Origin of the sequence: Bacillus sp. 123MFChir2 (assembly GCF_000383235.1) — a bacterium.
Lineage (GTDB): Bacteria > Bacillota > Bacilli > Bacillales > Bacillaceae_G > Bacillus_A.
In genome coordinates, this window is record NZ_KB910930.1 from 1 (window position 1) to 14,320 (window position 14,320).

Annotated in this window: 14 protein-coding genes and 2 pseudogenes; 11 read left to right on the plus strand and 5 right to left on the minus strand. The window is 34.1% G+C overall.

The features are described from left to right. The first annotated feature begins 366 nt into the window (after positions 1-366). The 6 genes from H280_RS25620 to H280_RS0105985 all read left to right on the plus strand — a co-directional run bounded on the left by H280_RS25620 (position 367) and on the right by H280_RS0105985 (position 6,107). A complete protein-coding gene (locus tag H280_RS25620; protein ID WP_020060205.1) occupies positions 367-525 on the plus strand; it encodes a hypothetical protein in 159 nt (52 codons plus the stop codon). A gap of 47 nt (positions 526-572) precedes the next feature. Next, complete coding sequence (locus H280_RS24755; protein WP_020060206.1) at positions 573-1,568, plus strand: thermonuclease family protein; 996 nt, start codon at positions 573-575, stop codon at positions 1,566-1,568. A gap of 886 nt (positions 1,569-2,454) precedes the next feature. Next, positions 2,455-3,186 (plus strand): response regulator transcription factor, encoded by a 732-nt coding sequence (locus H280_RS0105965; protein ID WP_020060207.1) that lies wholly within the window; start codon positions 2,455-2,457, stop codon positions 3,184-3,186. Beyond that, positions 3,183-4,262: a sensor histidine kinase gene (locus tag H280_RS0105970; protein ID WP_020060208.1), complete on the plus strand. Its 1,080-nt coding sequence runs from the start codon at positions 3,183-3,185 to the stop codon at positions 4,260-4,262. Before H280_RS0105965 ends, H280_RS0105970 begins: the two co-directional genes overlap by 4 nt. 265 nt (positions 4,263-4,527) lie before the next feature. Continuing rightward, positions 4,528-5,019 carry a DM13 domain-containing protein gene (locus tag H280_RS0105975; RefSeq protein ID WP_020060209.1) on the plus strand — a complete coding sequence of 164 codons (492 nt, stop codon included), beginning with the start codon at positions 4,528-4,530 and terminating at the stop codon, positions 5,017-5,019. Between the two features lie 875 nt (positions 5,020-5,894). Then, complete coding sequence (locus H280_RS0105985) at positions 5,895-6,107, plus strand: hypothetical protein (protein ID WP_020060211.1); 213 nt, start codon at positions 5,895-5,897, stop codon at positions 6,105-6,107. Between the two features lie 846 nt (positions 6,108-6,953). On the opposite strand, the pseudogene H280_RS26815 reads toward H280_RS0105985, so the two are convergent. Further along, positions 6,954-7,140: pseudogene (locus tag H280_RS26815) on the minus strand (hypothetical protein). A 109-nt stretch (positions 7,141-7,249) separates the two neighbouring features. Between H280_RS26815 and H280_RS24760 the strand changes: the two are divergent. Further along, positions 7,250-7,462: pseudogene (locus tag H280_RS24760) on the plus strand (hypothetical protein). A 41-nt stretch (positions 7,463-7,503) separates the two neighbouring features. Here H280_RS24760 and H280_RS0105995 read toward each other — a convergent pair. Further along, positions 7,504-8,013 carry a hypothetical protein gene (locus H280_RS0105995; protein WP_231401767.1) on the minus strand — a complete coding sequence of 170 codons (510 nt, stop codon included), beginning with the start codon at positions 8,011-8,013 and terminating at the stop codon, positions 7,504-7,506. 160 nt (positions 8,014-8,173) lie between these two features. Here H280_RS0105995 and colA point away from each other — a divergent pair, with 160 nt between their 5' ends. Beyond that, entirely contained in the window at positions 8,174-11,062 is a 2,889-nt protein-coding gene (gene colA, locus H280_RS0106000; protein ID WP_020060214.1) for a collagenase ColA, read from the plus strand. Positions 11,063-11,074: 12 nt separating this feature from the next. Further along, entirely contained in the window at positions 11,075-11,419 is a 345-nt protein-coding gene (locus tag H280_RS23120; RefSeq protein ID WP_155894971.1) for a hypothetical protein, read from the plus strand. A 48-nt stretch (positions 11,420-11,467) separates the two neighbouring features. Here the strand turns inward: H280_RS23120 and H280_RS0106010 are convergent, their stop codons facing one another. Further along, positions 11,468-12,370: a Nif3-like dinuclear metal center hexameric protein gene (locus H280_RS0106010; protein WP_020060216.1), complete on the minus strand. Its 903-nt coding sequence runs from the start codon at positions 12,368-12,370 to the stop codon at positions 11,468-11,470. Between the two features lie 134 nt (positions 12,371-12,504). Between H280_RS0106010 and H280_RS0106015 the strand changes: the two genes are divergently transcribed. After that, positions 12,505-12,828, plus strand: a complete 324-nt coding sequence (locus H280_RS0106015; protein WP_020060217.1) for an iron-sulfur cluster biosynthesis family protein — start codon at positions 12,505-12,507, stop codon at positions 12,826-12,828. Between the two features lie 70 nt (positions 12,829-12,898). On the opposite strand, the gene H280_RS0106020 is transcribed toward H280_RS0106015, so the two are convergent. Then, positions 12,899-13,096 carry a hypothetical protein gene (locus tag H280_RS0106020; RefSeq protein WP_020060218.1) on the minus strand — a complete coding sequence of 66 codons (198 nt, stop codon included), beginning with the start codon at positions 13,094-13,096 and terminating at the stop codon, positions 12,899-12,901. A 226-nt stretch (positions 13,097-13,322) separates the two neighbouring features. Beyond that, the gene (locus H280_RS0106025; protein WP_020060219.1) at positions 13,323-13,544 is read right to left on the minus strand and encodes a hypothetical protein; all 222 of its coding nucleotides are present in this window, start codon (positions 13,542-13,544) and stop codon (positions 13,323-13,325) included. A 357-nt stretch (positions 13,545-13,901) separates the two neighbouring features. On the opposite strand from H280_RS0106025, the gene H280_RS0106030 reads away from it, so the two are divergent. Then, positions 13,902-14,273, plus strand: a complete 372-nt coding sequence (locus H280_RS0106030) for an ATP synthase subunit I (RefSeq protein WP_020060220.1) — start codon at positions 13,902-13,904, stop codon at positions 14,271-14,273. Positions 14,274-14,320: the final 47 nt, after the last annotated feature.

The window sequence follows — 14,320 nt, forward strand, 5'->3', positions numbered from 1 at the left end:
AGAATATTTTAACAGGTGAGCATACAGATTCACCAGGTGAGAAACATAAATGGGAATTAGAAAGTATTGAGTAAAGCAAGAAATTTAAGACTGCAAAGCGTTTCTTTCAGAAAGCTTTGCAGTCTTTTTCTATCTATATAGATGCAAATTGAAAAACTAACATAAAAACCCTTTTCTTTTTCGGTGGGCGAGAGCAACTGGCCATGCATAGAGGCGGTCAGTTCCTTTTCCTGCCACGTGCAAAGTTTAAAACAAAGGTAGAAAGCAAGTCGCTGCTATGTTTTGTTCTGCATAGCGGCGACTTAGGTGTTAAAAAGTCAATTTGTATTTATATAATAGTAGTGCTAATTCTAGGTGATGTCTCGAATGATCTCAAACCAACAATCTCTTAACCTTAGTCCCTTTATGGCAATTTATGATATCGTCGTGTCAAAAGATAATATGCTTCGTCAAATTGGAGATACTGCTTATTCAGAGAAAGATAATATTCAATATGTGAATCAAAAACAACTAAATATTTGTTAATATAGATAAGGTAATTATCTATATTATTGTTCTAGGAGGATTATTGAATGTTGAAAAAATTAGCAACACTACTTCTTTGTAGCATGTTTGCTCTTAGTTTAGCGGCATGTGGCAATAATGCGAAGGCGACAGAAAAGAAAGATGCAAAAGCAGAAGAACAAAAGAAACAAGAAGAGGAACAGAAAAAGCAAGAAGAGATAAAGAAACAACAAGAAAGCAGTACGTATGAAGATGTTGCAGTGGCGGATCGTGAAAATAACACGCCAAATAGTGCTGAAAATAAAGTGCAGAACGAAAACTTAGTGAATGATTCGATTCATCATATTGATGATGAAAAAAATAAAATGAATACGAATCGCGTTGTAAACGCAACTGTAATGAAAAATATTGACGGCGATACGTTGAAAGTAAAACTGGAGAATGGAAAAGAAGAAACAGTGCGCTTTTTGCTTATTGATACACCGGAAACAAAACATCCGCGTCTAGGTGTACAGCCATTTGGACCAGAAGCAAGTGCGTTCACGAAGAAATACGCAAGCGAAGGAAAGAAAATTCAGCTTGAATTAGATGTAAGTGAGCGTGAAAAATACGGACGTCTATTAGCGTATGTATGGGTAGATGGACAGATGTTAAATCGATTATTAGTTGAACAGGGGTTAGCACGCGTGGCATATGTATATGCTCCGAATACAAAGTATGTCGATTATTTACGTGAATTTCAAACGAAGGCACAGGCAAATAAGAAAGGCATTTGGAGTGTAGAAAACTATGCAACAGATAATGGCTTTGATAAGAATAAAGCGAAAAAGCCTGCGACACCTGCACCAGCCCCGAAGCAATCACAACCTGCGCCAACTGAAGCACAGCCAAAGCCAGAACAGAAACAACAACAACAACAAAATAACAACTTACCACAAGGGGAATATCATTTTAGCAGCTGTAAAGAAGCAAAAGCAGCCGGATTCTCTAATATCCCGAAAGGTCACCCAGCCTATTCTTCTAAGCTAGACCGAGATGGTGATGGGATTGCTTGTGATAAGTAGAAAAAAAGGATTCGCTTGGACGCGAATCCTTTTTTTGCATCCCCGAAAAGATAAATATCTGTAACATAAACATGCTACAACATTTTTAAATAGTGGTTTTGTAACTACTCAGTCACTCTATGAAGAACCGATAGAAAAGCATTTTTTTTAGTGACCCTGAGGGACTGGCTATGTATATATAGATGCAAATTGAAAAACTAACATAAAAACCCTTTTCTTTTTCGGTGGGCGAGAGCAACTGGCCATGCATAGAAGCGGTCAGTGTTTTTCCCTTTCTTGCTTCAATCCCTTCTATTTCTATTATATTCTCATATATCACCGATTTTTCTGTTATAATGGCTCTTGCAGTCAATTTTGGAATGGTTATCATAACAATTGTATTGTTACTACAAGATTTTTCTAAGATTAGTAGAATTTGATTATAGTATTGATAATTTGTAACAAAGTCCCCATTGATAGCGATGGAGACTTATATTATGTAAAAAAGCCATTCTACTTCTATGCTCAGAGTTTAAAAACTTCGTAACTACTTAGTCACTCTATGAAAAACCGATAGAAAAGCATTTTTTAAGTGGTCCTGAGGGACTGGCTATGTATAGAAGCGGTCAGTTCCTTTTCCTGCCACGCGCAAAGTTTAAAAACAAAGAAAGGCAGCGAGGTGTAGATCCATTTTTATCCCGCTATTCGTGGGCAGTAATACTCCCAACTCAAAATTTGGCGAAAGCATAATAGATTCTCAAGAGTGTTTTGCGAATATATGGCTACGACACTTGACTTGGGATGGATATATTGTTAATTATTATATTTACATAAAAGATTATTATGAGTGTTTAAAATATAAGGAATATTTTTACATTACTATAAAAGAGCAGCGGGGGTTCTAGTTATGAAAAAAAGAATTGTAATTGTAGAAGATGAAGAGAATATTAGAGAAATATGTAAACGGTATTTAGAGAGAGAAGGATATGAAGTATATACAGCTGAAAATGGAGCAGAAGGCTGGGAGCTATTTCAACAATATCAACCAGATTTAATTATTTTAGATTTAATGATGCCCAAAAAAGATGGTTGGGAACTATGTGAGGAAATTCGTCAACAATCTAATGTTCCCATTATTATGTTAACTGCTCGAGGAGAGGAAAGAGATCGAATTTTAGGCTTAACGATGGGAGCAGATGATTATGTGACAAAGCCGTTCTCGCCTCGTGAGTTAGTATTAAGGGTTCAAATTATATTAAGAAGAGGAAATCAACCAGCAGTGCAAATGAAAGAACCAGAGCCAGAACCAGAACAAGAATTAGAAGTGATAAAGTTTCCAGATTTGGAGATTTATCCAACAAAGAGATGTGTGTTTGTTTGTGGACATGAGGTTGAGTTAACAGTGAAAGAGTTTGAAGTACTTTATGCGATGGCAAAACATCCAAAACAAGTGTTTTCTCGATCACAACTTCTTGAACAGATTTGGGAGTTTGAATATGACGGGTGCACAAATACAGTAACGGTGTTAATGAGTCGTTTACGTGAAAAATTAGATAAGCATACGACAAAGAACCGTTGGATTCATACAGTTTGGGGCATAGGGTATCGTTTTGATCCAAATGGAGGAAATGAAACATGAAACTACGTTATCAATTGTTACTGATGAATTTATTAAGCACGAGTATTATGGTCATTGCGATATGGTATAGTGATAGGAAAATGTTATTGGCACCGGAACAAACACGGTTACTAACAGGAATTGCGCTTATAGCAATGCTTCTGTCAACGTTTATTTATTGGCTGTTAACACGTCCTATTATGAGATCGATTCAAAATTTAATCGCAGTAACGAAAGAATTTGGTAATCGGCACTTTGAAACGATCTATATAATTGGACAGGAACCACGAGAGTTTAAAGAATTAGCAACAGCTTTTCAAAAGATGGCTGAAAAGTTAGAAGAAGGGTTTACGAAGCTAGAAGAAGGTGAAAAAGCGCGTACAGAGTTGATCGCAAATATTTCACACGACTTACGAACACCTATTGCCAGCATACAATTAATGATAGAAGCATTACAGGATGATGTAATTGAAGATCCTAACATGAAGAAGCAGTACTTAGCAACTATCTTACAGGAAATACAAAGATTAAATGGTTTAATTAATAACCTATTTGACCTTTCTAAGTTAGAGCTTGGGCAAGAAGAGTTTCATCCAACTTTAACACATGTGGACAGAGTGTTAATAGACGTACTAGATTCACATGCTATTTTACTAGAGGAAAAACAAATGCATTTAGAAGTACATGTTTCTGATACATTGCCTCGGCTTTGGATGATGCCATGTAAAATAGTACGTGTGATTAGTAACTTGTTACATAATGCAATCAGGTACTCTCCTACTTCATCCACAATTGAGTTGATTGTGAATGAAAATAAGCAGAAGCAATATGTTCAATTTATTGTGCGTGATGAAGGAGAAGGCATTTCATACAATGATCAATTACGCATATTTGATCGTTTCTATAGAACGGATCAGTCAAGAAGTTCGCAATCTGGAGGATCCGGGCTTGGGCTAGCTATCGCAAAATCATTAGTTGAAATGCATAAAGGAGACATAGGGGTACGCGATCGCATAGATGGGAAACAAGGAAGTGAATTTTGGTTTACTCTTCCTATCACATCAGAAAAAAATAAGATTGCTGAAAGACTTTTGTAATAGTTATGTTATGAAAATGAGAGATTTCCTTGCTAATATATAAATACAAATTGAAAAAATCACATAAAAACCACTTTTTTTAGGGAAGGAGACCAGAGCAAATGGCCATGCATAGAAGCGGTCAGGGACTTTTCCTGCTACGTGCAAAGTTTAAAACAAAGGTAGAAAGCAAGTAGCGGCGATGTTTTGTTCTGCATAGCAGCGACTTAGATGTTAAAAAGTTAACTTGTATTTATATATAAGTGTTAGAGGAGGGACTTACTTTATGAAAAGAAAATATATATTCTTTATCGGAGCATTTGTAATTGTCGGGGGGATCTTGTGGTCTTTATTCCGCCCAGAGAAATTATTTATTGATAAGAAAGTAAATGAAACATTGCCGCAAACAGAAATGAAGTCAAAAGAAGAAAAGCAACAACACCTAATAAGTGAAGGAAAGTTTCAAAGCGGTGTTCATGAAACAACGGGAACAGCAACAATCTATCAATTAGCAGATGGAAAACGTATTTTACGCCTTAGCAATTTTTCAACTTCTAACGGTCCAGATGTTCGAGTTGTATTGGTTCCTACAAATCAATTGAAAAATAATGAAGACGTTAAAAATTATAAGTACATTGAATTAGGAAAGTTAAAAGGAAACAAAGGCGATCAAAACTATGAAATTCCTGATGAGATAGATGTAAGTGCATACGGTACGGTTTCTGTATGGTGTAAGAGATTTAACGAAAACTTTGGTGCAGCGTATTTTGTAAAATAAGAAATAATAAAAACAGGTGATAGAGTTGAAATCTATTACCTGTTTTTGTGTTTTGTAGAACGTATAGAAGAAGGGGAAGTTGCGTGAAGATTTAGAGAAGACCATTGTATAGCAAGAACGAGACAAATACTTTCTTATATTGTATCCATTTTAATTTTCCAGTATATAAGTTGTTGCTATGCAAAATACAATATGACATATACTTACTTGTTCTTTTGGTTTTAAATCTGGCATGTGGTAGGAAAAGGGGTTATATGTCGCTTTTTCAATGTGTACTGCTTATACATAATTTATTAATGAAGAAGAATCCTCTTTGTTTAAAAGATAAAATAATCAAAGGCAATGAATTCATTCAGTTTATTAAAACAAATGAAAGGAAGCCACTTGTTACTTTAAAAGCTCTTGGGGGAAGCTTTTTTTATTTCGTCATTTCTGTACATAGTTATAAAAAATAATATGTACAGTTTATAGAGTGATTGCGCATGTATTTGCGATAAGTTTATCTTACTTTAAATATCTTTCAAATTACTTTCATAAATGTTATAAAAGTCTTTCGTAAATGTTACAAAAGTCTTTCTTTGACTGTAAAAAAGTTCAAGGAATGAAAAAAACAAGTGAATAGCAGCAATGTATATGTTGAAAAAATAAAATGGATTTATATAGATATCTTGTTTGTTTTACTAACCTTACAGAAATGTCATCTTTATGTAAGGTTAATAGATAGTTAATTTTAATATTAAAATGTAATAATTAAATTATAAGAAGTGATAATAAATTTTTAGAAATGATAAGAAAGTGTTGTTCATAGTTGTAACAACAATTAAAAATGATTGAGAAAAAATTTATTATATACATAATAAATGGAGGTAAATATAATGGCGTTAAAATTATTTGGTATCTTTTTTGGATTGGTATTAATCTTATGGGGCCTATACAGAATGAAAAAGGATGATGCATTCGTAGGAAAAACCAAAACAAGAAAAAATCTTTTCAATTTGTTGATTTTTGGAGAGGCTTCTGGATTAGGGCAATTATTAGGTGGAATTCTGCTTGTCATTTTAGTAATCGTATCCTTTATTATTAAATAATTTGCAAATAAGAGGAGCTAAGATCTATAGTTTAGCTCCTTTTGTTGTGATAAAGTTTTTAAGTAAGAACGCAAACTTTGCGATTCATAGCAGCTACCCTGTCACCGAGCCATATAAGAGAATAGTAACGTGCTTTTAACTTTAAAAATAGAGCCTAAATGCTTAAGTTGATGGATGTAGGGTAGCAACAGCGACCTACACACTCTGTGTTCGCTATCTAACATCTTACGATAAACTCTTGTGTATATTTAAACTACATTGTATAATCTATATATGGACATTTATTAAAGTGGTAAATTATTATCAATCCATTTTCTTACCTTTTTTCAACAAATCTTTTTCGATGAACCTAGCTTCCTTAGGTTCTTTTTTTATGCAACAACTAAAGTAGCTGTTAATAAGCGAATTTATATGAATCCACTTTAATTTTTCGACATATAGATTGCGACTATGAAGAGGGAGCTGCACTTATTATCTACTTTTGTTTTCAAATCTTGCATGTGGCAGGAAAAGGTTCTGACCGCTCCTATGCATCGCCATTCCCTCAGGGCCACTTAAAAAAATGCTTTTCTATCGGTTTTTCATAAATTAACTGAGTAGTTATCTTTTTTCTAATAATTCTTCATTTCAATTCTTTTGAGTTTCACGTTTGTTGAACTAGTTGATTATATAAAAAAAATACCCGCCGCAATCAGAAATCTTTTCAGATGCGGCGGGTTATTCTTTGAATCATTTCCGTCCCTTTAGGGATCTTACTCATACAAATGATCTGCATATCAATAATTCATCTTTAATATACAGATCATTTGTATGATAATTCTTATAAATAATGACTGAATGATAAACTTACATAAATGCTTTTAAAAGTTCTTGAACTAATGGAAGTACTCCACCTATAAATTTTAAAACTGCCATTGCGATTTCCATGTTATTTCCTCCTCTTTTTGTGTGTTAAGATGTGGTACATCTTTATACTTCCATTATAGTAAGCGTTTACAATAATATCAATACATTTTAATATGCAATATTGCATATTAAAATGCGTTTTAAACTTTCTTCCATCACGATCTCCGATTGTAATAACAACTAAAAAATGGGTGAGAAAAAATTCAATATATACATAATAAGTGGAGGTAAATATAATGGGTTTAAAAGTATTACTAATCGTTATTGGAGTTGCATTAATCTTATCGGGTGTATATAAAATGAAGAAATAGGATGCATTCGTAGGGAAAACAAAAACAAGAAAAAATCTTTTCAACTTGTTGATTAATAGACAGAGTTCTGGAATAGGACAATTATTAAGCGGGATTGTGTGTATCATTTTAGGAATCGTATCTTTTATAATTAAATAATTTGCAAACAAAAACCACCCGTGGTAACGGGTGGTTTTTGTTTACGGATGGTAAACTCCAAATGCGAAATGATAAACAGTATTCTCATTAGCTGTCGGAATTGGGTTAGTTTTGTTAGGTCCATTGTAATATCCAAGAGTTACAATGTCATAATAATGTGTTGATCTTGTAGACCAAAAAGTGTAATCGCCCTTACCAGTAGGGATTTCTGTTGAACCTTCAAATGCACCATTTTCCCCTACAGTACATAAAATATCCTTTTTAGCAAAAGGCATAACGCCATCGAAATAAATGTAAAAAGTTGTACCAGCAGGTACTGCTTTTCCTTCTGCATCAAATGCAAAACCTTTAAATGTGGAATTTTTATGTGCATAAACACGATATTTCTTACCTTGGCCATAGTCAATGTACTCATTATTACCTATGTTAGTAATTTGTACTTTGTTTACAAGTGGAGTGTTTTCAGCTGCACTTGCATTAGTGTTTGGTAACATAAAACTAAATACCATTAATCCAATAAACATAAGTGACGATATAATTTTCTTCATCATTAAATCCTCCTGTATATTTTTTACAATCCAAATTTTACATGTTTTGAAAATATATTTCAATATCTTTATATAAAGTTTAATATGCAATATTGCATATTAAAATATTTTGTTGTAATAATATGATATTTTTTGAAAGGAACATATAAATGGAGGAAATGTCATGAACAAGAAATTAAAATTTACGCAAATGATGCTAGGCATTAGTACAGTGGCCTTATCATTTGGAAGTATTCAAACACAAGCATTAGCGGAAGAAAAGGCACCTTATAATGTGTTACCAGTAAAACCAATTGGGATCGAAGCTTCACCAGATGAAATAACTCATTCTACAAAAGCAGACGAAACATTGTCTTATGAAGAGCGTTTAAAAGTGAACGATTTTTCACAACGTCCAGCTCCAATCGTGAAACGAGCAGCGGCAAAACAATCTCAGCAAAAGTATTCTTTAGCAGAGCTAAATAGAATGAGCAATGATGAATTCATCGATACATTGGGAAATATTAGTTGGAATCAGATTGCAGATTTAGATCAATTTAATCAAGAAACAAAAGCGTTTTATCAAAATAAAGAGCGAATACAGCTTATTATTGATGAATTAGGCCATCGTGGAAGCACATTTACAAAAGATGATACAAAAGGGATTGAGACGTTTGCTGAAATATTACGTTCCGTATCTTATGTAGGCTTTAATAATAAAGAGGTAAACTATTTATATGAGCGAAGCTTCCGTGATAAATGTTTACCGGCATTAAAAGCAATTGCAAAAAATCCGAATTTTAAACTTGGTACAGATAAACAGGATGCAGTGGTATCTGCATACGGTAAATTAATTAGAAACGCTACTTGTGATGCTGAAACAGTTCAATATGCAGGGAATATTTTAAAACAATATAACGATAATATTTCTACATATGTAAGTGACAAGAATAAAGGGGATGCCCTGTATAATCTTATACAAGCGATTGATAATGATATACAGTCGACAGGTAAAAAAGCGGATGAAACAATATGGTATGGGAAAATTGATGGTTACATAAATGAATTTAGTCGAATGGCTCTTTTAAATCATGTAACTTCAGAGAATAAATGGTTAATTGATAATGGTATTTATTATACTGGTCGTTTAGGGAAATTCCATAGTAATCCAAATAAACCTTTAGAAATACTGACACAAACAATGCATATGTACCCTCGTTTAAGTGAAACTTATTTTACTGCGGTAGAACAAATTTCAACAAACTATGGTGGAAAAGATTATAACGGAAACACAGTAGATTTAAAGAAAATCCGTGAAGAAGGTCAAAAGCAGTATTTACCAAAAACGTATACATTCGATGATGGTGCTATTGTATTTAAAACAGGAGATAAAGTAACAGAAGAAAAGGTTAAGAGACTATATTGGGCTGCTAAAGAAGTAAAAGCACAGTATCATCGTGTAATTGGAAAAGATGGAGCGTTAGAATCAGGAAAAGCTGATGATGTACTGACAATCGTAATTTATAATGATCCATCTGAATATAAACGAAATAGCCAACTATATGGATATGATACGAATAATGGTGGCATTTACATTGAAGGAAAAGGAACGTTCTTTACATTTGAGCGTACACCACAGCAAAGTCGTTATAGTTTGGAAGAATTGTTCCGTCATGAATTTACACACTATTTACAGGGAAGATATGAAGTTCCAGGATCATGGGGACAAGGAGAGATGTATCAAAATCAACGTTTGACTTGGTTTGAAGAAGGAAATGCAGAATTTTTTGCGGGATCTACTCGTACGAATAATGTTGTTCCGCGCCAAAGTGTAATTAGCGGGTTATCATCTAATCCTGAAGAGCGTTATACAGCAGAACGAACATTATTTTCGAAATATGGAGAAGGACCAGGGCAATGGGATTTTTATAATTATTCTTTTGCACTGCAGTCTTACTTATATACTCATCAATTTGAAACATTCGATAAGATTCAAGATTTCATTCGTGCAAATGATGTGAAGGGTTACGATGCATATCGCGAAGCTTTAAGTAAGGATCCAAATTTAAATAAAGAATACCAAGACTATATGAAGCAGTTAATTGATAATCAAGGTACATATAATACTCCGCAAGTATCAGATGATTATTTAGCCGACCATGCACCAAAGCCATTAGCTGATGTAAAGAAAGAAATTAAAGATGTAGCACATATAAAAGATGCAACAATGACAAAGCATAAGTCTCAATTTTTTGATACGTTTACATTAGAAGGAACATATACAGGCGGCGTAACAAAAGGCGAAGCTGAGGATTGGAAAGCGATGAGCAAGAAAATCAACCAATCTTTAGAACAGTTAGCGCAAAAAGAATGGAGCGGCTACAAAACAGTTACAGCGTATTTTGTGAATTATCGTGTGAATGCGAAAAATCAATTCGAATATGATGTTGTATTCCATGGCGTTGCAACGGGAGAAGAAGAAAAACAGGCGATTAAAGTGAATATGAATGGACCATACAATGAAATAGTAAATGAAAAAGTTGAGTTTCACAGCGATGGTACAGCAAGTACAGGTGGAAAAATAGTTTCGTATCTCTGGGATTTTGGTGATGGTACAACAAGTACAGAAGCAAATCCTACTCATGTATATGGAAAAGAGGGGACATATACTGCCAAGCTAACAGTGAAAGATAATAAAGGAAAAGTAGGCCGAGCACAAACAACGGTTATTATAAAACAGGATGAGCCAGTAGGTCATGGATTTGACAGTGCAAAGGTAATGCGTTTTAATAAGCTTTTCAAAGGAAATATGGATATGCCTAATATGGCGTATATGTACACATTCAATGTTACCTCTCCAAAAGAAGTAGATATTTCTGTTATAGATGAACAGGGGATTGGGATAAAATGGGATGTTTATCACGAATCAGATTTAGCAAACCCTATCATTACAGGCCAAGCGGATGGAAATAATATAAAAGGGAAATTTGAAGCGAAACCTGGGAAGTATTACTTAGTTGCATTTTTTGAAGAGGAAAATAGAAATGGAACATATTCATTATTAATAAAATAAATGTATTTCTATGTGAACGTTTTTGTTTCAAATAGAGAGGGACAACTTGTTTCTTCGTTTCGATGTCCGTTAGATGCGTTTGAAGTTGCACAGCCTCAATTACTGGGTGGAAAGAATGTAGTGTATCCCGTGTTTAAGCCAGAGGTCACTCAGTTTTTCAATGATGATATTTCGAACTTATGCAATACGTTTGTAGCAGTGGCGGCAAATGTACTTAAAGATGTGATGAAGGGTACAGTATGCAGTGTGCTATTCTTATTTTCTACAAGTTGCAATGAAATAAGTGTAGCTAGTAAAGCAAAAGTGGATGTTGAGATGAAAAATAAAAGTATTTTACCACGTCTTTTTTATAAATGAATATCTGAAAGCAACCAAATGCATGATGAATTTGGTTGCTTTCTATAATTAATACCACCATTTCTCCTGTGGAAGCAAGACAACATTTATATTAAAATTTTGTGAAAACCAGTCATACATGAGCGTCTTTTTCACTAAATACTCCGATGCCGAGTGGGAAACACCAATGAGTGACATATTTGTATGCGATATGTGCTCTTTCATAATAGCATATTTCTTTTTGCCGTAGTCGTTATCAATATGACAATGCACTTCCCCGGTAATATAAGCTTGCGCTCCTTTTTCTTCAGCTTCTTGCATCATGTTTACTTTATCACCGCAGCCAGCGATGATTGCGATTTTCGTAATATGAGAATGCGTTTTTCCTTCGAAATCTACATATGGAATGTCAAAAATCTGCTTTGCTTTTTCTATTAATTCATTTGTATTGGTTGGGGCAATTTCGCAAATCAATCCATCGCCTTCAGCAAACGTTTCATTTACTGATGCATGTAACGCTTTAGCGATGGCGATACTTGTCCCATATGTTTGATGATGGTCCATTGGTGCATGACATGTGTACACGGATAATCCTTTTTCTTTTATTGCTCGTAAATAATGCCCTGGAATAGGAATGAATCCGCGCCCTGGTAAGCCTTGCGGATCGCCGCATTCCATAACAAGCGGGTGATGCATAAATAGTAAGTCTCCAGCTGTTCCTTCAGTAAGAAACCGATCAAGCACTTCGTTAGTTGGAAAAACAGCTAAAAAAACGTTGCGAACAACATCTGCTCCTTTTATCATAAGCCCATTAAAGTATGTCACAAAGTCTTCTTCAAAGAACTCTTGCCAAGGAAATGAAATTGGATCATAAGCAGCTGGGAGGAAACGGCTAAACCCAGGGTCTATTCCGTATTGGCGCACGGAAAATAATGTATTTAGCTGATGCTCTATATCTTGAAGTTTTGGCATGATGAAACCTCCTTTGGAAAAATATATAAATTTAATTATATATTTGAATGAATTTTCTGTATATGGAAATCGAACCAATTCATAAAAAAGAATGCTACAATAGGATAATCGTGATATAGGTAGGAGGAAAAACAATGAATGTGACCGTAACGGACGCAGCATATGCGAAAATAAAAGAGATGATTCCAAGTGAAGCGAACTATATAAAATTATTTTACGATACAGAAGGATGCGGCTGTGTAATGAGTGGCATTATTGACTTAGTGGCTGTGTCTGAAAAAGATGAGCGTGACGTAGACATTGCATCAAACAAGTTTCAGTTTATTGCCGATCGAACGAAGCTTGTTTTTATGGATGATAATTTGACTGTTGATTTTTCTGAAGCCGGAGGAACTTTTCAATTAAAAAGCCCAAGTCAATACTATAATCCGAATATGAAATTGCATGTTCGGGTGTAATTCATGGGAAAGAAGAAAGCAGATAGTCTTTGCTTTCTTCTTTTTTATTTTTGTTCTGGTTTAGTATACATTATGGAATTTCTTTTTCATGAATGATCGTTGTAGTTGAAGAATCGCCACTTTCAAAGAGAGAGTAAGAAATGACTCCAAGAACAATGAGAGAGAAAATGAGGAGAACTATAATAAGTATGATTGCGAGGATGATTTTTCGTTTTGTATGTTTTCGCTGAGAAAGTTGATTTTCTATCTTTGTAAGTTGTTGTTCCACCTGTTCCAGCCTTTGTTCTATATTTATATTTATTCCTCCTTTCGTATGAGAAATCTTATGTCATACCCTGGAGTGGTTGCTTTCTAGTCTTTTTTCTACATCTATCAGTATTCTTCCTGTATGACGGACTCGTTATTTTTATAGGCGTATGGTTTGTAAGGTCAGAGAAACGGTTACTTGTAAAAAAAAATATATCAAAATAAGAAAGCAGAGTAGATCTGCTTTCTTATTTTTTGATTTTGGGCAATAAAATAAGATACAAAATTGCTATAACAAATGGAATCCAGTTAAGAAAAGGAAATCGGAAATAAGTGACGAGAATCATACCAGTGAGAAGAACGCTGAGGACAGCATAGAAAACACTATGTTTTGGTGTATACCAATATAATGTTAAGCCGACGAGAGCCGGGATAAGGAAATGAATAAGAGCGATGAGAAAGAAGAGCAATGGAAATCCCTCCTTTATTGTGTACTTACTATATCATATCCATATTTTATTAGAGTGATATCTAATTTTATAAAAAAGGTTTGAAAAAACGACACAATTCGACTCGTTATATACAAAAGAAGTTTTGTATAATGTTATTTCTTAAATGTATTTTAACAATATAAACACTATCAAAATAGTTGAAACTATGTAAATCCATTTTGCTTTTTCAGCATATAAGTCGAGATGACCTGCTTTTGTATTGCATGTAGTAGGGAATCGATTACATACTTTTACTCACCTAAAAAGTGGTTTTTACGTTGTTTTTTAATTTGGATGATATTTGATATAGGGATTTTGCAGTAGAGGAGCCAAAAGATGATCAACATGTCGTTACAAACATTTAAAGTACAAACGTATTATATTTTAGCATTGATGCTGCTCGGCTGGGCATTTACTCCGTTTTCTCCGCACTTTTTAGGAATCGGTCTTGGTTTTCTTGTGAGCACGTATTGTGTTTGGATTTTAGGACGCCGTATTGAAAAAATCGGAGAGAGTATAGTGAAAAAAAGTAAGTCACCTACTCTTGGCATGATAAACAGATTTGCAGCAGCGATATTTGGTGCCATTATTATGTACGAAATTGAGCATCATATGGTGATGTGGGCATTTGCTGTTGGAATTATGGGCGGGTATATATTAATTGTTATTAATTTAGCATATTACAGTATGAAAGATACGAAGAAATAGGAAAGAGGCTTGCGAGATTACTCGTAAGCCTCTTTTATATGTAAGTA

Bases quoted from the DNA above. Each gene is read 5' to 3' on its own strand.
- H280_RS0105970 (WP_020060208.1), top strand. From the start codon at position 3,183: ATGAAACTACGTTATCAATTGTTACTGATGAATTTATTAAGCACGAGT.
- H280_RS0105975 (WP_020060209.1), top strand. From the start codon at position 4,528: ATGAAAAGAAAATATATATTCTTTATCGGAGCATTTGTAATTGTCGGG.
- H280_RS0105965 (WP_020060207.1), top strand. From the start codon at position 2,455: ATGAAAAAAAGAATTGTAATTGTAGAAGATGAAGAGAATATTAGAGAA.
- H280_RS0106010 (WP_020060216.1), bottom strand. From the start codon at position 12,370: ATGCCAAAACTTCAAGATATAGAGCATCAGCTAAATACATTATTTTCC.
- H280_RS0105995 (WP_231401767.1), bottom strand. From the start codon at position 8,013: ATGATGAAGAAAATTATATCGTCACTTATGTTTATTGGATTAATGGTA.
- H280_RS0105985 (WP_020060211.1), top strand. From the start codon at position 5,895: ATGGCGTTAAAATTATTTGGTATCTTTTTTGGATTGGTATTAATCTTA.
- H280_RS0106015 (WP_020060217.1), top strand. From the start codon at position 12,505: ATGAATGTGACCGTAACGGACGCAGCATATGCGAAAATAAAAGAGATG.
- H280_RS0106030 (WP_020060220.1), top strand. From the start codon at position 13,902: ATGATCAACATGTCGTTACAAACATTTAAAGTACAAACGTATTATATT.
- H280_RS24755 (WP_020060206.1), top strand. From the start codon at position 573: ATGTTGAAAAAATTAGCAACACTACTTCTTTGTAGCATGTTTGCTCTT.
- H280_RS25620 (WP_020060205.1), top strand. From the start codon at position 367: ATGATCTCAAACCAACAATCTCTTAACCTTAGTCCCTTTATGGCAATT.
- colA (WP_020060214.1), top strand. From the start codon at position 8,174: ATGAACAAGAAATTAAAATTTACGCAAATGATGCTAGGCATTAGTACA.